Genomic DNA, 19750 nt, shown 5'->3' on the forward strand with positions numbered 1-19750 from the left:
GGCTGTGGTGATCCGACACCGGCGCAGGCTTCGGAACGAAGCGCTGCGCCGGAGTGGGGTCTTCGGGGCGGCTCAGCCGACTTCGAGCGGCGAAAGCGCGGAGACCAGCGCATCCGTGGTGGTCACCGAACCGCAGCGCTTCGCCGCGTAGGTGAGGGCCATGAGGTGCTCGTCACGGCTGAAATCCGCGGTCGCGTCGGAGACCAGGAACGGCTGCACGTCCGACATGAACGCCTCGGCGGCACTCAGCATGCAGCCCATGTGCGTGTAGACGCCCGTGACGATCAGCTGGTCGCGGCCATGGTGGCCGAGCAGCTGCCGGAGGTCGGTGCGCTGGAACGCCGAATACCGCCATTTGGTCACCTGGATGTCGCCCTCGCGGGGGACGAGCGGCTCGACGACCTCGGTATCGCGACCCGACGTCAGTCCAGGGCCCCAGAAGTCGGCGAGGATGCCGCGGCGCGACGGGTGCTGGTCGCCCGGCTGCATCGTGTAGATCACGGGAATCCCGGCTTCCGAGCACAGTTCGCGGATCCGGACCATGTTCGCCATCGCAGTCGACATCGGCTCCGACCGCACGTCGTACGCGTCGATGAAGTAGTTCTGCATGTCGTGGACCAGCAGTGCGGAACGTCGGGGGTCGAGGCGCCAGGACACCTTCGATTCGGGGACCTCGTGAATCTCCGGGATCGTGTAGGTCGAAATAGGCGGGATGGCCATATGGTTCCTCACTGTCGGTCTTGTCGACGTCTGGGCGTATGCCGCGCGAATCTCGGTGAATGACAGCGCTCCGCCCCACCGCTCGCGCGTTCGGTTAGGCTAGCCTTTGCTATCTGGCTCTGCAATCGCTAGGTGTGTGGGCGCGCGGCGCACAGTAAGGTGACTGACCGGTGGGGGCCGGGCGCCGGTCTCCCGTGCCGGAGCCGCTGACCAGGAGAGACTGTTGACCACGCTGCTGATACTGCTGCTGATCGTCGTCGTGATCGTGGGCATCGTGCTGATCCTGCGGAATCGGGCCGGGAAGAACGCCACTCCCGCTGCCCGGGTCGATCCGCTTGCCGACTACCCGGAGGTCTACGACCCGTACAAGATCGGAGTCGGCGACATCATCACGTACGCCGGAATCGATCACGTCGTGCGCGGCACCATCACCCTCGACGAAGAGGGATACATCTGGCACGAACACCTCCTCGACGGGTCGACCGGTCAGCGGTGGCTGACCGTCGAGAACGACGAGGGCAACCTCGACATGACGCTGTGGATGCGCCGCGAGGGCACGGGGCTCGAACCGGACGGTGACGTGATCCTCGACGACAGGGTGCACCGGCAGATCGAGCGCGGCACCGCCTCGTTCACCGCGGAAGGCACCACCGGGACGGCGCCCCAGGGCATCGTCGACTATGCCGACTACGAGACGGCGGACAAGACCGGCCTGCTGTCCTTCGAGCGCTGGGCGCGGACGCAGTCGTGGGAGGTCTCCACGGGCCGCGCCGTCACGCGCGGTGAACTCACCGTGATCCATTCCGGTCCGCCGCAGTGACGCTGCACGTCCTCGACATCGAGTCGCGTGATGTGACGGCCGAGGCGCTCGGTCTCGTCGTGAACGCCGAAACACCGCTTCCGCTTGCCGAACTCACCATCACGCACGGTGACGACCGGGTGACGCTCGCAGTTCTCGGGGCGTCGCACGCGGTGACGGCGTCCGCCGCGGGAAGCCGGATCACCGAACAGGTGTCGTGCGATGCGATCCGGGCCGGCGGCAGGCCGCTGCCGGTATCCGACAGCGCGAGCGGATACCGGTTCGACTCGACCACCGACACCGTCGACCGCACCCACCTCGAGCAGACCGCCGACTGGCTGCGGCGCCAGGCCACCGAGGTGGACGGGTGGATCTGCGGGACGTTCCCCGGCGACCACACCGCACTGACCGCGCTCACCGCGACGCGTGAACATTCCGGCGGATGGGCCTGGCAGACCTGGCATCTGTACCCAGGAGACAAGGGTGGGGTGATCGTGAAAACTCGAAGCAGGTGGCAGCCGTGACCCGGTTCAGTGCGCGCATGCGGCTCGCCCCGATGCTGCTCCTGGTTTTTGCCGCGACCGCGTGCGGAGGCGGTGTCCGCGACTACATCGCCGACGCGTACGCCCTGCAGAACACCGCAGGCGACGCGAAGACATACACGTCGAACGACCCGGTGGGGACGACCGTCTCCAACATCGTCGCCGAGGAGGAACCGGCAGCACGGAAGGCGGACGGCGGCAGCGAATACCTGCGCTACGACGACGACATCGTCACGGTCAGCGCCGGACCGGGTGGCGGGAGCCTCGTCCGCGTCGAAGACATCGACGGACGCTACCGGAGCGGTGGGTTCGCCTATCTGGGGCCCGGTTTCAACCCCGGTTCGCCTGCGGGCGGCGCCAGCGGCAGCGGCGGATCCGGGAGCGCGAAATGACAGAGAACACTCGACTCGGGAGAAGCGCGTGAACACCACCTACACGGCGGCAGCAACGGAAATCGGCACGGTCGACGTCGGACTGCTCGCCGTCGGCATGCTCGGCACCCTGGCATACTTCGTCATCGGCATCGCCGTCCTCGGAGTCGGCTTCGCGGTACTCGACCTCGCCACCCCCGGCAATCTCCGGCACCAGGTGTACGTCGACAAGAACCCCAACGCGGCAATCCTGCTGGCGTCGAACCACCTCGCCCTCGCCGTCGTCGTGGTCACGGCGATCCTCACCAGCTCCGACGGATTCGCGCAGGGACTGGCCGATTCCGCGGTCTACGGCCTCTTCGGGGTGCTGCTGCAGGTCATCGCGCTGCGCCTGATGAATCTGCTGCTGCCGGGGCAACTCGTCGGTCTGGTGGGGAACCCGCAGATGTGCGGTGCCGCGTGGGCGGTCGGTGCGAGCCTCTTCGCCATCGGCCTCGTGAACGCCGCCGCACTCACCTGATCTCGTGACCACCACAGCGACAGAGCCGAATTCCTCCACCACCCGCGCGCTGGGCGGGCGGGCCAGGGCGTTCCTGCTCGCCGCGGTGGCCGCGTGTGCGGCGTGCGGGCTGATCTACGAACTCGCGCTGCTGACACTGTCGGTCAGTCTGACCGGCGGCGGAATCACCCAGACGTCGCTGATCGTCGCGGGTTTCGTGGCCGCACTCGGGGTGGGTGCCCTCGCCGCCAAGCCGCTCCTCTCCACCGCGGCCGCGTCGTTCGTGGTCGTCGAGATCGTCCTCGGACTCGTCGGCGGGTTCAGTGCAGTGACCCTGTACGTGACGTTCACGTTCTTCGGTTCCAGCGCAATCGTTCTGGTGCTCGCCACCGCGCTGATCGGTGTGCTGGTGGGCGCCGAGGTGCCGTTGCTGATGACGCTGCTGCAGTCGGGCCGCAGCGACACCGACGCCGAGAGCACCGGAAAGGTGCTGGCAAACCTCAACGCCGCCGACTACGCAGGTGCCCTGGTCGGTGGCCTGCTCTGGCCGTTCGTCCTGCTGCCGATCGCCGGGATGATCCGCGGCGCCGCGATCACCGGCATCGTCAATCTCGTCGCCGCCGCAGTGGTCGCGCTGATCCTGCTGCGGTGGCAGTTGAGTCTGCGCACCCGATTGCTCGCGGTCGTGGCGCTGCTCGTCGCCGCCGCGTGCATCGCGGTACTGCTGGTGCGCGCCGACGGCATCGAGACCACGTCGCGGCAACGTCTCTACACCGATCCGGTGGTCGCCGCGGAGAGGTCGCAGTACCAGGAGATCGTCGTCACCGAGCGCGAGGGAGACGTGCGGCTCTTCCTCGACGGCGACCTCCAGTTCTCCAGCATCGACGAACATCGGTACACCGAATCCCTGGTGTACCCCGCGATGGCGGACGACCCGAAACGGGTACTGATCCTCGGCGGGGGCGATGGCCTCGCCGCCCGAGAGGTCCTGCGACTGCCCGGGGTCGAGGAGATCGTGCAGGTGGAACTCGATCCTGCGGTCATCGAACTCGCGAACACCCGGCTGTTCGGGCTGAACCAGGGAGCGCTGCAGAACCCGCGCGTGCACGTGGTCCTCGACGATGCGTTCCGGTGGTTGCGCGACGCACCGGACTCGGGATTCGACGCCGTCATCGTGGACCTCCCCGACCCCGACACCCCGGCGCTCGGGCGCCTGTACTCCACCGAGTTCTACGGTCTCGCCGCCGCCGCACTGAACCCCGGCGGACTGATGGTGGTGCAGTCGGGAAGCCCCTATTCGACGCCGGACGCGTACTGGCGCACCACGTCGACCGTCGCGTCGGCGGGTCTGGCCGTCACGCCGTACCACGTGCTGGTGCCGAGCTTCGGGGACTGGGGTTACGTCCTTGCCCGGCGCGGACCCGAACCGCCGGCCCTGCGCCTGCCCCACGACGCCCCCGAACTGCGCTTCCTCGACGAGCCGACCCTCGCCGCGTCCGCGATCTTCCCGCGCGACCGCCCCCGTCGCGAGCTCGAGCCCTCGACCCTCGACCGCCCGCGCATCGTCGACGACATGCGGAAGGGCTACGAGCGCTGAGCACCCGTGAGTACTTGTCAACCGCCGGGCGTTAATAAGTACTCACAGGCCGAAGGCAACTAGTTCATAGATATACTAAAAGCGAAGGTGGCGGGCACCGGGCTCGCCACCCGCTCGCGATAGGGTTCCCCCATGACCGATGACGCAGCGCCGGTGCCCGTCGAGGTGCCCGACGGCCTCGACTTCTGGTCGTTCATCGAACTGGCGAACCGGCGCCTGAGCACGGAATACGGCTCGACGCACGAACTCGCCACCCAGGTCCTCCTGACGTTGAACCGCGCGTCGAACGTGGTGACGTACGACCTGGAGTCGTCGATCCACCGTCCGCGTGGCCTGTCGTGGTCGGCGTTCCGGTTGATGTTCGTGACCTGGCTGGCCGGTCCCGTCGAGTCGAAGACGGCGGCCAAGCTCACCGGCATGAGCAGGGCTGCCGTCTCGAATCTGACGAAGACGCTGGTCGGCGGTGGTTTGATGGAGCGGACCCCGGATGAGCGGGACGGCCGGTCCGTCCAGTTGTCGCTCACCGAGAAGGGCCGGAGCGAGATCGGTGAGATCTACCGTGAGCAGAACGAGCGCGAACACGCGTGGGCAAGCGTTCTCACCGAACCGGAGCAGCGCATTCTCGTCATGCTGCTCGACAAGCTGATCACCAATCGCAGCCAGTTCGACGTCCGCGGGCGTAACTGACCCTGCTGTGCCTCCCGGAAAACCTGTGCTTGCCATCACGCCCGTAATTTAGTTAATGTGTTTACTACTACGGACACGCACTTCTAGGGAGGCCGGTCATGGCGTTCTATCGGCAGGTGGGCAACATCCCGCCCAAGCGGCACACCCAGCACCGTGACGACAACGGTCAGCTCTACTTCGAGGAATTGATGGGAGAAGAGGGCTTCTCCTCCGACTCCTCACTGCTCTACCACCGCCACATCCCGTCGGCGATCGTCGATGCCACCGTGTGGGAGCTGCCCGACCAGAGCACGACTCCCAATCATCCGCTCAAGCCGCGCCACCTGAAGCTGCACGACCTGTTCCCGGACACGGTCTGGGCCGACACCGACGTGGTCACCGGGCGCCGGTTGATCCTCGGCAACGCAGACGTCCGCATCTCGTACGTGGTCGCCGCAAAGGAGTCGCCGCTGTACCGCAACGCGATCGGCGACGAGATGGTGTACGTCGAATCCGGTTCCGCCACTGTCGAAACCGTGTTCGGCGCGCTCGAGGCGAAGGAGGGCGACTACGTCCTCATTCCGATGTCGACGACTCACCGCTGGATCCCGCAGGGTCCGGAACCGTTGCGCGCCTACGCGATGGAGGCCAACAGCCACATCGTCCCGCCGAAGCGCTACCTGTCCCGGTTCGGCCAGCTGCTCGAGAACGCGCCCTACTGCGAGCGCGATCTGCACGGGCCGACCGGCACACTGCAGGTCGAGGGCGCCGACGTGGAGGTGCTCGTCAAGCACCGCACGTCGCACGGAATCGTCGGCACGCGAATGGTGTACCCGCAGCACCCCTTCGACGTCGTGGGCTGGGACGGGTGCCTCTACCCCTACACGTTCAACATCTCCGACTACGAGCCCATCACCGGGCGCGTGCACCAGCCGCCGCCGGCGCATCAGGCGTTCGAGGGCAACAACTTCGTCATCTGCAACTTCGTGCCCCGCAAGGTCGACTATCACCCGCTGTCGATTCCGGTGCCGTACTACCACTCGAACGTCGATTCCGACGAGATCATGTTCTACGTCGGCGGGGACTACGAGGCGCGCAAGGGTTCCGGCATCGGCCAGGGTTCGATCTCGATTCACCCGGGCGGGCATGCGCACGGTCCGCAACCGGGCGCGTACGAACGCAGCATCGGCGCCGAGTTCTTCGACGAACTTGCCGTCATGGTCGACACGTTCCGCCCGCTCGAGCTGGGCGAGGGCGCCCTGGCCTGCGAGGACTCGGGCTACGCGTGGACGTGGGCGGGGCGGGGGCCGAAGCAGTGATCTCCGCCCTCTTCGCCGGCCTCTGCGACGACGCCGCGCTCTTCCCGCCCGGGAACGTACCCCTGCCCGACGCCCTACCCGCACATGTCAGGCACCGGTCGGCGCCGTACGCGGATCTGGTCGGTCCCTTCGTCTTTCCGGTCGCCAGGCTCGACGAGCTGACGCCCGGTTCGCTCGAGCTGAGCCTGACGCTGCCCGGCGGTCCGGCCACGCTCGAACCCGCACTCGACCGTCTCGCGCGGATCGGCGGTGCCACCGCGGTGGCGCTCGAGATCGCTGCGCCCGCCGAACAGACGGCCGCGGAGTTCTTCGCCGCGATGGACGCCGTCGAAACCCAGACCGCAGGCCTCGACGTGTTCGTGGAGGTGCCGCGCGGCGAGCGCCGGGCCGATTTCCTCGCCGCACTTGTCGGTGGCTCGTTCGCGGCCAAATTCCGCACGGGAGGCGTTGTCGCCGAGGCCTACCCGGACGAGGCGGAACTCGCGTCGGCGCTGACCGCCGTCACCGCGTCGGGCGTTCCGTTCAAGGCCACGGCCGGGCTGCACCACGCCGTCCGCAACACCGATCCGCGCACGGGATTCGAACAGCACGGTTTCCTCAACGTGCTGCTCGCCACCCGGCACGCACTCGGCGGCGCCGGTGTCGACGAGGTGGCCGCCACCCTCGCCGAACGTGACGGCGCACTGCTCGCCCGCGAACTGCGCGACCTCCCGGCCGACGTCGTCCGCACCGTTCGCACCGCCTTCCGATCCTTCGGCACGTGCAGCATCCTCGAACCCCTCGAGGATCTCGTCGGACTGCATCTCGTGCCGTCTTCCGCCCTCGCCTCCGCAGATCAAGGAGCCCACGCATGACCGTCCTCGACATCCCCGCCGATTCCCTCTTCGGGATCGAGAACCTGCCGTACGGCGTGTTCTCGACCGCAGACTCGGCCCCCCGGGTCGGAGTGCGGGTGGGAGATTCCGTCGTGGATCTCGCCGCCACCCTGGGTGACGACGTCTTCGCGCAGCCCACCCTCAACGCCTTCATGGCGCAGGGCAGGGCCCGCTGGACCGAGGTCCGCAGGCAGATCACCGAACTCGTGCAGGGCGACGTCGCCGACACCGCGGTGTTCGCGGTCGACGAGGTGACGATGCACCTGCCGGTGGCCGTCGCCGACTACGTCGACTTCTACGCGTCCGAGAATCACGCCACCAACCTCGGACGACTGTTCCGCCCCGACTCCGAGCCGCTGATGCCCAACTGGAAGCACCTGCCGGTGGGATACCACGGGCGGTCGAGCACCGTCATCGTGTCGGGCACCGACGTCATCCGGCCGTGCGGACAGCGGAAGTCGCCGGATCGGGACGCCCCCGACTTCGGGCCGTCCCGCCGCCTCGACATCGAGGCAGAAATGGGTTTCGTCGTCGGCGTCCCGACGACGCTGGGGGAGACCATCACCCCGGATCAGTTCGCGGAGTATGTGTTCGGTGCGGTCGTGGTGAACGACTGGTCCGCCCGCGACATCCAGGCCTGGGAGTACGTACCGCTCGGCCCGTTCCTCGGGAAGAGCTTCGCCACGTCCGTCTCACCCTGGGTGGTTCCCCTCGACGCGCTCGAGGCGGCCCGCATCGACACCCCGACGCAGGATCCGCAGCCGCTGCCGTACCTGCGCGGCGAGGAGAAGTGGGGCCTGGACATCGACCTGGCCGTCGAATGGAACGGACACGTCGTGTCGCGACCGCCGTATGCGCAGATGTATTGGTCGCCGGCGCAGATGCTCGCGCACACCACGGTCAACGGCGCCGCCGCCAGCACGGGCGACCTGTTCGCGTCGGGCACCATCTCCGGACCGGAGAAGGACCAGCGCGGCGCGTTCATCGAACTGACCTGGGGTGGTCAGGAACCTGTCGTCGTCGGGGACGAGAAGCGCACGTTCCTCGAGGACGGCGACGAGATCGCCATCTCCGCCACCGCACCCGGCCCGAACGGAACCCGCATCGGCTTCGGTGAGGTGCGGGCCCGCATTGCTCCACCCGTGAGTACTTGTTAACCGCGGGCGGTTGACAAGTACTCACGGATGGTAGTCATTAGTCATGACCGAGAACTTCGTCGAGATCAGTGCCGAGCCGGACACCGGCGTCGCGTTCCTCACCCTGAACCGCCCCGACCAGCGCAATCCGCTGTCGTCCGAGGCCATGCGGGACGTCACCGCGGCCCTGCGGAAGCTGGGCGACGACGACACCACCCGCGTCGTCGTCATCAGGGCTGCCGGACCGGTGTTCTCCGCGGGCCACGACCTGAAGGAGATGATCGGCCGCACACTCGAGGACGAGCAGGCCATCTTCGACACCTGTGTCGAGATGATGCAGACCGTGCAGGACATTCCCCAACCGGTCATCGCGTCCGTCCAGGGCGCGGCCGTCGCGGCGGGCTGTCAGCTCGCGGCGTCGTGCGACCTCGTCGTCGCGTCGTCGAACGCCGTGTTCGGGACGCCGGGGGTGAAGATCGGCCTGTTCTGCTCCACCCCGATGGTGGCCCTCAGCCGCGCGATCGGACGTAAGCGCGCCCTGCAGATGCTGCTCACCGGGGAGACGATCGGGGCGGAGACCGCCGCGGACTGGGGGCTGGTGAACCTGGTCGTCGCACCCGAGGAGCTCGATGCGCAGACCCGGGCTCTCGCCGCGAAGATCACGAAGGCCAGCCCGCTCACCGTGAAGATCGGCAAGCAGGCGTTCTACCGGCAGATCGAGCTTCCTCAGGGCGAGGCCTACACGGCGATGGCGGAGACGATGGCCACCAACGCCGTCACGTGCGACGCCCAGGAGGGCATGCAGGCGTTCGTCGACAAGCGCACTCCGCAATGGCAGGGAAAATAGCGGCACAGGCGGACCCTGGCTGCATTGCGTGGTGTAGCGAACCGGCGAAGGATTGAGCGTGCAGTGGCTGCGGCCGCGGGCCGTCGGTGCCCGCTGACGGTGGACCGCGACGGGTCGGTCACCCAGAGATCGTTCTCACTGCGGGGCGACGTCCCGCGGGAGGAGACATCGATGTTCATTCAGGTAATTCAGGGAAAGGTGTCGGACGAGGCAGGCCTACGCCGGTGCATGGACCGCTGGACCGAAGACGTCCGACCGGGAGCGACGGGCTTCCTGGGCTGCACTCAGGGATTGTGCGACGACGGAACGTTCATCGCGCTCGCGCGGTTCGAATCGGCCGACGCCGCCCGGCGCAACAGTGAGCGTCCCGAACAGGGCGCGTGGTGGGCGGAGACCGAGCGGTGCTTCGACGGTGCCGTGTCGTTCATGGACTGCCCGGACGTGATGGAGTGGATGGGTGGAGGCTCGGACGACGCGACATTCGTTCAGGTCATGGAGGGCCATACCACCGACGCGAGCCGGATGAGGGAGTTGCTGGAACAGGCCGAACCCCAGCTTCATCAGCTGCGCCCGGAGATCCTCGGGGGAACGTTGTGCACCTACGGCGACGGCGGATATGTCGAGGCGGTGTACTTCACGTCCGAGGCGGAGGCTCGCTCGCACGAGAAGTTGGAGGTGCCGGACGATCTGCGGTCGTTGTTCGAGGAGGAAGGCAGGCTCACCGACGACGTGACGTACTACGACATGCACTCGCCGATGCTGGTGGCGGCCGGCCGGTAGCGCCGAAACCTCTGGCAAGGTACTTGGACGTCCTATAACCTTCGTGCATGAGCCTGGATGCGCGCACCGATACCGTCGACGGAGTGCTGCGGCGCTCGGCAGCCAAGTTCCCCGACCGCAGGGCACTGACGTTCGAGGACCGCATGTGGACGTACCGTGAACTCGACGACGCGGTCAGCCGCGCGGCCGCGTACCTGCAGTCGCTCGGACTGTCGGCCGGTGAGCGGGTGGCCGCGTACGGCACCAACTCGGACGCGTACACGATCGGGTTCCTGGCCTGCGCGCGTGCGGGTCTCGTGCACGTCCCCGTCAACTATGCGCTGAAGGGCGAAGAGCTGACCTATCTGGTGTCGCAGTCCGGAAGCGCCGCCGTGCTGGTCGATCCGGCGTTGAAAGACACGCTCGACTCGGTCGGGGGCGCGCTCGACCTGCGTCACGTGGTTCCCCTGCGCGACGCCGAAGACTCGCTTCTCGCGCACAGCGGTTCCGGCGACGTACCCGTGCTCGCCGTGCCTGTCGCGTCCACCGACCTGGCGCAGCTGCTGTACACGTCCGGGACGACGTCGAAGCCGAAGGGCGCCATGATGACTCACGGCGGACTCGTGCACGAGTACGTGTCGTCCGTGATCGCCCTCGCGCTGAGCGACGGCGACAATCCGCTGATCTGCATGCCGCTGTACCACTCGGCGGGCATGCACGTGTTCATGCTGCCGTACCTGTCGGTGGGTGCCTCGGTGAATCTGATGCAGACCCCGGACATCCCGGAGATCCTGCGGCGCATCGAGGCGGATCGCATCGGTTCGCTGTTCCTGGCGCCGACGGTGTGGGTGCCGCTCGCCGGACATCCGGATCTCGAGACCCGCGACCTGTCGTCGCTGAAGAAGGCTCAGTACGGCGCGTCTATCATGCCGGTCACGGTGCTGAACAGGTTGCGCGAACGCTACCCCGACCTCGGCTTCTACAACTGCTTCGGACAATCCGAGATCGGTCCGCTCGCCACGGTGCTGCAGCCCGAGGAACACGAGGAGCGGCCGTCGTCGTGTGGCAAGGCCGTGTTCTTCGTCGAGACGCGGGTGGTGGACCCGGACGGCAACGACGTTCCGGACGGCACGCCGGGTGAGGTGCTCTACCGTTCGCCCCAATTGTGCCTGGGGTACTGGGACAACCCCGACGCCACCGCGGAGGCGTTCCGCGACGGCTGGTTCCACTCGGGCGATCTGGTGACGCGGGACCCGGAGGGGTACATCACCGTCGTCGACCGCATCAAGGACGTCATCAACACCGGCGGCATCCTGGTGGCGTCGCGGGAGGTCGAGGACGCCGTCTACACGCATCCGGATGTGGCCGAGGTGGCCGTCATCGGGACGCCGGACGACAAGTGGATCGAGGCGATCACCGCGGTGGTGGTGCTGCGGGAGGACGCGGCCGGCGTGACACCGGACGGGTTGATCGCCCACGTCAAGGAGCGCATCGCGCCGTTCAAGGTGCCCAAGCAGGTGGTGTTCGTGGACGAACTGCCCCGGAACCAGAGCGGGAAGCTGCTCAAGCGGGAATTGCGGGCAACACTCTGATCACTTCCTTGTCGACGCCCGCTCGATCAGCTCGACCGGGAGCTTCACCGATTCCACGTCGTTGCCCGCGATGATCGACAGGAGATGACGCACACCGGTCGCGCCGATCAGGCGGGCGGGTGACCGGACGGTCGTCAGCGGCACCGGCAGCTGGGCGACCACCGGAATGTCGTTGTACCCGACGAGCGCGAGGTCTTCGGGGATCCGCAGTCCGAGGTCCCTGGCGACGCCGAGGACGCCGATCGCGATGGTGTCGCTGACGGTGAAGATCGCCTCGGGGCGCGAATCCGATTCCAGGAGAACGGTGGCCGCGGCGACACCGCCGGACACGTCGAAGTCGGAGCGGACGACGCGATCGGGTCGGAGTTCGATGCCGTTCTCGGCCAGCGCGTCGCGGAAACCGGCGAGACGGTCGCGGGACGTGCTCGCATGGTCGGGGCCGGTGATGACGGCGACCTCGGTGAAGCCGCGGTCGAGGAGATGGCGTCCGGCGAGGTAGCCGCCCCGGTGGTCGTCACCGGACACGAACGGCAGACCGACGTCGGCGTGCCGGTTGAGCTGCAGCATCGGCAGCGCCCCCACCGACAGCGAGTCGACGAACTCGCGGCCGGGACTGTGCAGGCTGCTGAGCAGCAGGCCGTCGACCTGCCTGCTGACGAGGAACTCGATGGCGCGGCGCTGGGCGTCGAGGTCGTCGGGCGGGCTCGACAGCAACACCGAGTAGCCGGCCTGCGTGGCCGTCTCCTCGATGCCCTGGAACATGGTCGCGACCACCCCGTCGGTGAGTCGCGGCATGACGACGCCGAGGGTCGTGGTCTTCCGGGTCCGCAGGCTCGCGGCCCACAGGTTGGGCTGGTAGCCGAGTTCCACCGCCACCTCGCGCACCCGCAGCGCTGCCTCGGACCAGCCGTCGGCGGGTTCGGGCTGCCGGAGTACCCGGGACGCCGTCGACACGTGGACGCCGGCGCGTTCGGCGATCTCGCGGAGGGTCGGCGGACGCCCGGAGGTGCGTGTCGGGCGGTCCGGCAGGTTCACGGGCAATCCTCGCGCTCGGGGACGGGGGCCGGCGGGCCTCGTGGTTGACGGCCGCCGGAACGCGCCTTAGTCTACGTGACGAAATCGTTCGTGCAATCGTTCTCGCGAACGTTTGCACACCAGCCCCACCGGCCCCGTGGAGGAACAATGTCCGACCCGCAGTCCCTGACCCAGCTGTTCGCCCTCGACTCGCTGCTCGACACCGAGGAGATTGCGATCCGCGACACCGTGCGCCGATTCTCGGACGAGAAGATCCGGCCCCACATCGGCGAATGGTTCGAAGCGGCGGCACTGCCGGTGCGTGAGCTGGCGGAAGGACTGGGCGAACTCGGCGTGCTCGGCATGCACCTCGAGGGGTACGGCTGCGCCGGCATGAGCGCCACCGCCTACGGCCTGGCCTGCCTCGAACTCGAGGCCGTCGACTCCGGCATCCGCAGCCTCGTGTCCGTCCAGGGCTCGCTGGCCATGTACGCGATCCACCACTACGGCAGCGAAGACCAGAAGCAGGAATGGCTGCCCCGCATGGCCGCCGGCAAGGCGATCGGCTGCTTCGGTCTGACCGAACCCGACTTCGGCTCCAACCCCGCAGGCATGCGCACCAACGCCAAGCGGGACGGTGACGACTGGATCCTCAACGGCACCAAGATGTGGATCACCAACGGATCCGTCGCCGACGTCGCGGTCGTGTGGGCACGCACCGACGACGGCATCCGCGGATTCGTCGTCCCCACCGACACCCCCGGCTTCTCGGCGCCCGAGATCAAGCACAAGATGTCACTGCGGGCGTCCGTCACCTCGGAACTCGTGCTCGAGGACGTCAGACTGCCCGAATCCGCGATGCTGCCGGAGGCCAAGGGACTGTCCGGTCCGCTCGGCTGCCTCAACGAGGCCCGGTTCGGCATCATCTTCGGCGCGATCGGCGCCGCCCGCGACTGCCTGGAATCGGCCATCTCCTACGCGCAGGACCGTCAGGTCTTCGACAAGTCGCTCGCCGCCTACCAGATCACGCAGGTCAAGATCGCCGACATGGCCCTCGAGGTCGGTAAGGGCCACCTGCTCGCGTACCACCTCGGACGGCTGAAGGACCGCGGCGTGGCACGTCCCGAGCAGGTCAGCACGGGCAAGCTGAACAACGTCCGCGAGGCCATCGCCATCGCCCGCGAGTGCCGCACCATCCTCGGTGCCAACGGAATCACGCTGGAATACCCCGTGATCCGCCACGCCAACAACCTCGAGTCCGTGCTCACCTACGAGGGAACATCCGAGGTGCACCAGCTCGTGATCGGCAAGGCACTGACGGGCGAGGCAGCGTTCCGGTGAGAAGTGCATCCCTGGACGGCCTGCTGATCGCCGACTTCGGACGGGTGCTCGCCGGGCCGTACGCCACGATGCTGCTCGCCGATCTCGGTGCCGACGTCGTCAAGATCGAGCGCGCCGGCGTCGGCGACGACACCCGGCAGTGGGGGCCGCCGTGGGTGGGTGACGAATCCACCTACTTCCAGTCCGTCAACCGCAACAAGCGGTCCTTCGCCTGGGATCTGCGCGACCCCGGCGACCTGCAGCAGGCGCGGGAACTGGCCGCCCGGGCGGACGTGGTGGTCGAGAACTTCCTTCCCGGCACGATGGACCGGCTCGGGCTCGGCTACGACGCCGTACGGGAGATCAATCCCGACGTCGTCTACTGCTCCGTGACCGGGTTCGGTGGCCAGAACAACCTGCCCGGATACGACCTGCTCATCCAGGCCGTCGGCGGGTTGATGAGCGTCACCGGTCCCGAACCCGGCGTTCCGACGAAGGTCGGGGTGGCCGTCGTCGACATCATCACCGGACTGCACGCCGCGGTCGGGATCCTGGCGGCGCTGCGTCACCGTGATCGAACCGGGGAGGGACAGCGGGTCGAGGTGAATCTGCTGTCGTCGCTGCTGTCGGCCCTCGCGAACCAGACGTCGGGGTATGTGGGCGCCGGAGTGGTCCCGCAGGCGATGGGCAACCGGCACCCCAGCATCGCGCCGTACGAGGTCTTCCGGACCGGCGACCGTCCGCTGGTGCTGGCGGTGGGGAACAACCGTCAGTTCGCTTCTCTCGTCGAGGTTCTCGGTGTTCCCGAACTCGCCGACGACGAGCGGTACGCAACCAACACGCAACGGGTGGCGCACCGCGAGGAATTGGTCAAGGACATCACCGAGGCGTTGTCCGCGGGCTCGGCGGACGAGTGGTTCGAGAAGCTGACCGCACAGGGTGTCCCGTGCGGTCCGCTCAACGACATCGCCGACGCCGTGGCGCTCGCCGAGCGGCTCGGGCTGAATCCGGTGGTCGAGATCGACGATCCCCGTCGGGACCGGCCCGTGCGTCAGGTGGCGAACCCGATCCGGCTCAGCGCCACTCCGGCGAGCTATCGCAGCGCGCCGCCGCGGCTCGGCGAGGACACCCCAGCCGTGAGTACTTGTTAACGTCCCGCGGTTAATAAGTACTCACGGGGGCTCTTCCCTAAGGGAGTGTTAGGAACGCTCCGCGGCCCTTCCGTATCGATGTGACGTGACCCACTGTGGTGTGAACGCAGAGATCCAGGGCATCGAGAGGAGTCCCGCGTGAGCACAACATCGACGGGTGAGCGCCGAGTCATCGGCAATGTTTTGAAGGGTTCGGTCGGCAACCTGATCGAATGGTACGACTGGTATGTCTACGCGGCGTTCAGTGTGTACTTCGCGAAGGAGTTCTTCCCGGAAGGCGACACCACCGCGCAGCTGCTTTCCACGGCAGCCGTTTTCGCGGTCGGGTTCCTCATGCGGCCGATCGGCGGCTGGATCATGGGACGGTACGCCGACCGGCACGGACGCCGTTCGGCGCTCACCCTGTCGGTGACCGTGATGGCGGCGGGTTCGCTCGTCATCGCCGTCACGCCGTCCTACGCGAGCATCGGGCTCGTGGCACCGGTGCTGCTGGTGATCGCCCGGATGCTGCAGGGACTGTCGGTCGGCGGCGAGTACGCCACCAGCGCCACGTACCTGGCCGAGGTCGCGTCGCCGGGCCGGCGCGGGTTCTACTCGAGCTTCCAGTACGTCACGCTCGTCGCCGGGCAGCTGATCGCGCTGGGTGTGCAGATCATCCTGCAGCTGACGCTGCCTGCGGAGGCCATGCAGTCGTGGGGCTGGCGGATCCCGTTCCTGATCGGCGCCGCCGGCGCCGTCGCGGTGATGTGGCTCCGACGCACGATGGACGAGTCGGAGGCGTTCACCGACGAGGTGGAGGCGAAGCGTGACACCGACACCTCGGACGATGCGCCGAAGGAAGGTTCGCTCCGGATGCTGCTGCAGTACCCCCGCGAGTGCCTGCTGGTGTGCGCCCTGACGCTCGGTGGTTGCGTGGCGTTCTACACGTACACCACGTACATGCAGAAGTACATGATCAATACGTCCGGCATCTCCAAGGACACGGTGGCGTGGATCAACTTCGCGGCCCTGCTGGTGTTCATCGTGTTGCAGCCGATCGGCGGCGCACTGTCCGACCGCATCGGCCGCCGGAAGCTGCTGATCTTCTTCGGGATCGGCGGAACCGTCCTCACCGTGCCGCTGATGACCGTGCTCGGGACCACGACGAACCCCATCGCGGCGTTCGCACTGATGATGCTGGGACTGATCGTCGTCACCGGATACACGTCGGTGAACGCGATCGTGAAGACCGAACTGTTCCCGACGAAGGTTCGCGCGCTCGGGGTCGGGCTGCCGTACGCCCTCACTCTGGCGATCTTCGGCGGAACGGTCGAGACCGTCGCCCTCGCCCTGAAGCGGGCCGGGCACGAATCGCTATTCTTCTACTACGTGACCGGGTGTATCGCGATCTCGCTCGTCGTCTACTTCTTCATGCGTGAGACTTCGGACGGTTCGCCGCTCGACCGGACGTCCAGCCGGGAGGACACCCCGGACGACGACGTCGAGCTGGTCGACGCGCGGAGCTGATCGAAGGGAAGAGAAGTGCAGATCGCGGTGGTCGAGGACGACGACGGAGTCGGCGACGCACTCGTGGAAGCACTGGCCACCCACGGCCACGAGGCGGTGCGCATGCGGCGCGGCTCCGATCTCCTTCTCGGCCATCGCGGTATGGACGCGGTGATCCTCGACCTCGGTCTCCCCGACGCGGACGGCCTGCAGGTGCTCCGGCAGCTGCGGGCCGTCAGCGACGTTCCGGTGGTGATCCTCACGGCACGCGACGACGAACGGTCGGTGGTGCGGGGGTTGCGCGGCGGGGCCGACGACTACCTCGTCAAGCCGGCGCGGCTCGCGGAATTGCTGGCGCGGCTCGACGTCGTGACGCAGCGCCGCCGCGCGACCGCGGCCTCGGCTGCGCAGACGGTCACCGAAGGCGATGTGGTGGTCGATCTGGCGGCACGCGAAGTGGAGGTCGGCGGGGCTCCGGTGGCGTTGACGGCCAAGGAGTTCGAGCTTCTCGAGGTACTCGTCACCCGTCCCGGCGCCGCAGTGAGCCGACAGCAGTTGATGGATGCCGTGTGGGGCGACGCATATGTGGCGATCTCACGCACCCTCGACGTGCACATGACCGGGCTGCGCGCGAAACTGGGCCGCCCGGGGCTCATCTCGACCATCCGCGGGTACGGCTACCGCTGGGGCGCCTGACGTGGGCCGCCGTGTGCTCGCCGTACTGCTGGTGTTCGCGGCCGTCGCGGTGGTGGCATTCGCCGTCCCGCTGGCGCTGGCCACCAGTGCCGGGAGAACCCAGGCCCTGCGGCTGAGCAGGGAGGCGGACGCGACGCATTTCGCCAGCCTCGCCGGACAGACCCAGGCCCCCGGGAGTACCACCCTGCTGCGGGAGGAGGTGGCCCGTTACCACGAGTTGTACGGGGAAGGCGTTCTCATCGTCGACGCCCGGGGCAACCTCCGCGCGGGCGCCGGACTGTCGCCGGACGACTCCGACGTCGCGGCGGCGATCACGGCGGGACTGCGCAATCAGAAGCTGGGGATCAGCGGTTCGCTGACACCATGGTCGGCGGACCGTGTCCTGTCGGCCGTGCCCGTCGGCACCGGAGCACAGGTGGACGGTGCCGTCGTCCTGGACGTGTCCACCCGCGCCGCACGTGAGTCCATCCGGACGTCGTGGCTGGTGATCGTCGCGGGGGCACTCGCCGCGCTGGCGGCGGTCACCGCGGTCGCGATCGCGCTGTCCCGGTGGACCGTTCGTCCGCTCGGAGCGCTCACGGCCAGGGTCGGCGCCCTCACGGACGCCGTGCCGTCGCCGCGTCCGCGGGTGCGTCGCAGCACCGGGCGGCCGTCCGGCAGCTACAGCGGGCCACCCGAGGTCCAGGAACTCGCGAAGGCGTTCGACACCATGTCGGGCGCCGTCCGGGCGTCCGGTCAGGCGCAGCGGCAGCTGATCGCCGACACCGCCCATCAGCTCCGAAACCCCCTCGCGGCCCTGCACATCCGGTTGGATTCCCTCGGCTCGCACGTCTCCGAGGCCGGGGCCGAAACGTACCGCCGGACCGGGATGGAGGTCGATCGGCTCGGCGGGATCCTCGACGGACTGCTGGCGCTGGCCGTCGCAGAATCGCCCGCGGAATCCGCCGAGGACGAGTCCGCGCACGGAGGATGCGACGTCGGTGCAGTCCTCGCGGACCGCGCCGACGCCTGGACGGAGGCCCTCGGGGACTCGGGGATGGACCTCGTGCTCCGGGAACCGGCCGAACCGCTGGTCGCCGACTTCCGGTCCAGCCACCTGTCGCAGGTCCTGGACGTCCTGCTCAGCAACGCGCACGCCTACGCCGGTCGAGGGTCGACGGTCCGGATCGACACGGGAAGGTCCGCCGCGGGAATCGAGATCCGGGTGAGCGACGACGGGGTCGGGGTGCGCGAGGACGAGATCGGCAAACTGTCGTCGCGCTTCTTCCGCGGGTCCGCGGCGGCGCACCAGGGCACCGGGCTCGGGCTGTCCATCGCGACCGCGCTCGTCGAGGGCGGCGGTGGGGCGCTGACGATCGCCGCGGAGCAGCCACACGGGCTCCGGGTGACGCTGATACTTCCGGAACCGGCGGTGGCGCCGTGATCACGCGACGTGCACTTCTGCGCGGCGTCGTCGCCGCGGGCACGACCGCGGCCACGGGGTCGGTGCTCGCCGCGTGCTCGGACAACGGTCGCGATCCGCTGCGACTCGCCGCCGGTGAGGAGGGTGGATTCTTCTGGGAGTTCGCCCAATTGACGGCCCAGGCCGCGGAGCGTGCCGCCCTGCCGGTGAGCATCGTCGCGGTCCGCACGGCGGGGTCGATGGACAATCTGGCGGCGCTGGCGTCCGGAGACGCGGAACTGGCACTGAGCCTCGCCGACGCCGCCGTGTCGGCTCTGGACGCAGGCGCCCGATTCACCGCCATCGGCAAGGTGTACGAGAACTACATGCAGCTCGCGGTGCGCGCCGATTCCGGGATCACGGACACGTCGCAGCTGAGAGGCGCCCGAATCAGCCTGGGTGCCACCGGCTCCGGTGCGGAACTCACGGGCGAACGGATCCTCGAGGTGCTGGGCCTGGCCGGTCCGGGGGACGTGACGCGTCTGCACCTTTCGATGACCGATGCGGGGCAGGCGCTGCGTGACGGCACCGTCGACGCGGTTCTGTGGGCCGGTGGAGTGCCCACGCCGTCGTTCGCGGATCTCGGGATCCCGCTGCGACTGCTCGACCTGTCCGCCGAACTGGAGTTGCTGCGGGAGCGGTTCGGCCCGCGCTACGAGCCGGTGCTGATTCCGCCCGGCACGTACGGACAGCAGACGTCGGTCGCGACGATCGGTCTCGCCAACCTGCTGCTCGCCGATCCCGCCGTCTCGGACAGCGCCGCCGGCGCCATCGTCGAGGTGCTCATCGACCACGCGGCGGAACTGGTGCCGGATCAGGCGACCGGCAGCCAGTTCCTGGACCGGCAGTCGCTGATCGTCACCGCGGGGGTGCCGCTGCACCCCGGAGCGGCCGCGGCGTACCGAAGGCACCACGGCTGAG

Annotated in this window: 20 protein-coding genes; 18 read left to right on the forward strand and 2 right to left on the reverse strand. The window is 68.2% G+C overall.

Translation table 11 applies throughout. The features are described 5' to 3' along the window. Positions 1-72: 72 nt before the first annotated feature. Positions 73-720: an isochorismatase family protein gene (locus WKC72_RS11330; RefSeq protein ID WP_037230861.1), complete on the reverse strand. Its 648-nt coding sequence runs from the start codon at positions 718-720 to the stop codon at positions 73-75. Positions 721-943: 223 nt separating this feature from the next. Here WKC72_RS11330 and WKC72_RS11335 point away from each other — a divergent pair, with 223 nt between their 5' ends. The 12 genes from WKC72_RS11335 to WKC72_RS11390 all read left to right on the forward strand — a co-directional run bounded on the left by WKC72_RS11335 (position 944) and on the right by WKC72_RS11390 (position 11722). Beyond that, positions 944-1540: a DUF4178 domain-containing protein gene (locus WKC72_RS11335; RefSeq protein ID WP_037230858.1), complete on the forward strand. Its 597-nt coding sequence runs from the start codon at positions 944-946 to the stop codon at positions 1538-1540. After that, the gene (locus WKC72_RS11340; protein WP_037230855.1) at positions 1537-2043 is read left to right on the forward strand and encodes a DUF2617 family protein; all 507 of its coding nucleotides are present in this window, start codon (positions 1537-1539) and stop codon (positions 2041-2043) included. The genes WKC72_RS11335 and WKC72_RS11340 overlap by 4 nt, the downstream gene beginning before the upstream one ends. Next, a complete protein-coding gene (locus tag WKC72_RS11345) occupies positions 2031-2453 on the forward strand; it encodes a DUF4247 domain-containing protein (protein ID WP_037230853.1) in 423 nt (140 codons plus the stop codon). The genes WKC72_RS11340 and WKC72_RS11345 overlap by 13 nt, the downstream gene beginning before the upstream one ends. 28 nt (positions 2454-2481) lie before the next feature. Next, positions 2482-2952, forward strand: a complete 471-nt coding sequence (locus tag WKC72_RS11350) for a DUF350 domain-containing protein (protein ID WP_037230847.1) — start codon at positions 2482-2484, stop codon at positions 2950-2952. 4 nt (positions 2953-2956) lie between these two features. Further along, positions 2957-4528, forward strand: coding sequence for a polyamine aminopropyltransferase (locus WKC72_RS11355; protein ID WP_370182632.1), 1572 nt, complete (start codon positions 2957-2959; stop codon positions 4526-4528). 132 nt (positions 4529-4660) lie between these two features. Beyond that, a complete protein-coding gene (locus WKC72_RS11360; protein ID WP_005261372.1) occupies positions 4661-5215 on the forward strand; it encodes a MarR family winged helix-turn-helix transcriptional regulator in 555 nt (184 codons plus the stop codon). Between the two features lie 98 nt (positions 5216-5313). Continuing rightward, positions 5314-6513 (forward strand): homogentisate 1,2-dioxygenase, encoded by a 1200-nt coding sequence (locus WKC72_RS11365; protein WP_370182635.1) that lies wholly within the window; start codon positions 5314-5316, stop codon positions 6511-6513. After that, complete coding sequence (locus WKC72_RS11370; RefSeq protein ID WP_370184334.1) at positions 6510-7367, forward strand: hypothetical protein; 858 nt, start codon at positions 6510-6512, stop codon at positions 7365-7367. Before WKC72_RS11365 ends, WKC72_RS11370 begins: the two co-directional genes overlap by 4 nt. Next, the gene (gene fahA, locus WKC72_RS11375; protein ID WP_370182636.1) at positions 7364-8545 is read left to right on the forward strand and encodes a fumarylacetoacetase; all 1182 of its coding nucleotides are present in this window, start codon (positions 7364-7366) and stop codon (positions 8543-8545) included. Before WKC72_RS11370 ends, fahA begins: the two co-directional genes overlap by 4 nt. A 43-nt stretch (positions 8546-8588) precedes the next feature. Next, positions 8589-9371, forward strand: coding sequence for an enoyl-CoA hydratase (locus tag WKC72_RS11380; RefSeq protein ID WP_037230821.1), 783 nt, complete (start codon positions 8589-8591; stop codon positions 9369-9371). A gap of 171 nt (positions 9372-9542) precedes the next feature. Continuing rightward, positions 9543-10151 carry a hypothetical protein gene (locus tag WKC72_RS11385; RefSeq protein ID WP_037231031.1) on the forward strand — a complete coding sequence of 203 codons (609 nt, stop codon included), beginning with the start codon at positions 9543-9545 and terminating at the stop codon, positions 10149-10151. A 47-nt stretch (positions 10152-10198) separates the two neighbouring features. After that, positions 10199-11722: an acyl-CoA synthetase gene (locus WKC72_RS11390; protein ID WP_370182638.1), complete on the forward strand. Its 1524-nt coding sequence runs from the start codon at positions 10199-10201 to the stop codon at positions 11720-11722. Here the strand turns inward: WKC72_RS11390 and WKC72_RS11395 are convergent, their stop codons facing one another. Then, positions 11723-12757: a LacI family DNA-binding transcriptional regulator gene (locus tag WKC72_RS11395; protein WP_268789623.1), complete on the reverse strand. Its 1035-nt coding sequence runs from the start codon at positions 12755-12757 to the stop codon at positions 11723-11725. It lies immediately after the preceding gene. Between the two features lie 147 nt (positions 12758-12904). Here WKC72_RS11395 and WKC72_RS11400 point away from each other — a divergent pair, with 147 nt between their 5' ends. The 6 genes from WKC72_RS11400 to WKC72_RS11425 all read left to right on the forward strand — a co-directional run bounded on the left by WKC72_RS11400 (position 12905) and on the right by WKC72_RS11425 (position 19749). Further along, positions 12905-14077, forward strand: coding sequence for an acyl-CoA dehydrogenase family protein (locus tag WKC72_RS11400; RefSeq protein WP_037230814.1), 1173 nt, complete (start codon positions 12905-12907; stop codon positions 14075-14077). Then, positions 14074-15207 (forward strand): CaiB/BaiF CoA transferase family protein, encoded by a 1134-nt coding sequence (locus WKC72_RS11405; protein WP_370182639.1) that lies wholly within the window; start codon positions 14074-14076, stop codon positions 15205-15207. Before WKC72_RS11400 ends, WKC72_RS11405 begins: the two co-directional genes overlap by 4 nt. Positions 15208-15345: 138 nt before the next feature. Continuing rightward, positions 15346-16713, forward strand: coding sequence for an MFS transporter (locus tag WKC72_RS11410; protein ID WP_370182641.1), 1368 nt, complete (start codon positions 15346-15348; stop codon positions 16711-16713). Positions 16714-16728: 15 nt separating this feature from the next. Next, entirely contained in the window at positions 16729-17388 is a 660-nt protein-coding gene (locus WKC72_RS11415; RefSeq protein ID WP_037230808.1) for a response regulator transcription factor, read from the forward strand. Between the two features lies 1 nt (position 17389). Further along, on the forward strand, positions 17390-18811 hold the full coding sequence (locus tag WKC72_RS11420) for a sensor histidine kinase (RefSeq protein ID WP_370182642.1): 1422 nt from the start codon (positions 17390-17392) through the stop codon (positions 18809-18811). Continuing rightward, the gene (locus WKC72_RS11425) at positions 18808-19749 is read left to right on the forward strand and encodes a TAXI family TRAP transporter solute-binding subunit (RefSeq protein ID WP_370182643.1); all 942 of its coding nucleotides are present in this window, start codon (positions 18808-18810) and stop codon (positions 19747-19749) included. Before WKC72_RS11420 ends, WKC72_RS11425 begins: the two co-directional genes overlap by 4 nt. Position 19750 lies beyond the last annotated feature (1 nt).

The organism is Rhodococcus wratislaviensis, from assembly GCF_041228765.1.
GTDB classification, from domain to species: Bacteria; Actinomycetota; Actinomycetes; order Mycobacteriales; family Mycobacteriaceae; genus Rhodococcus_F; species Rhodococcus_F wratislaviensis.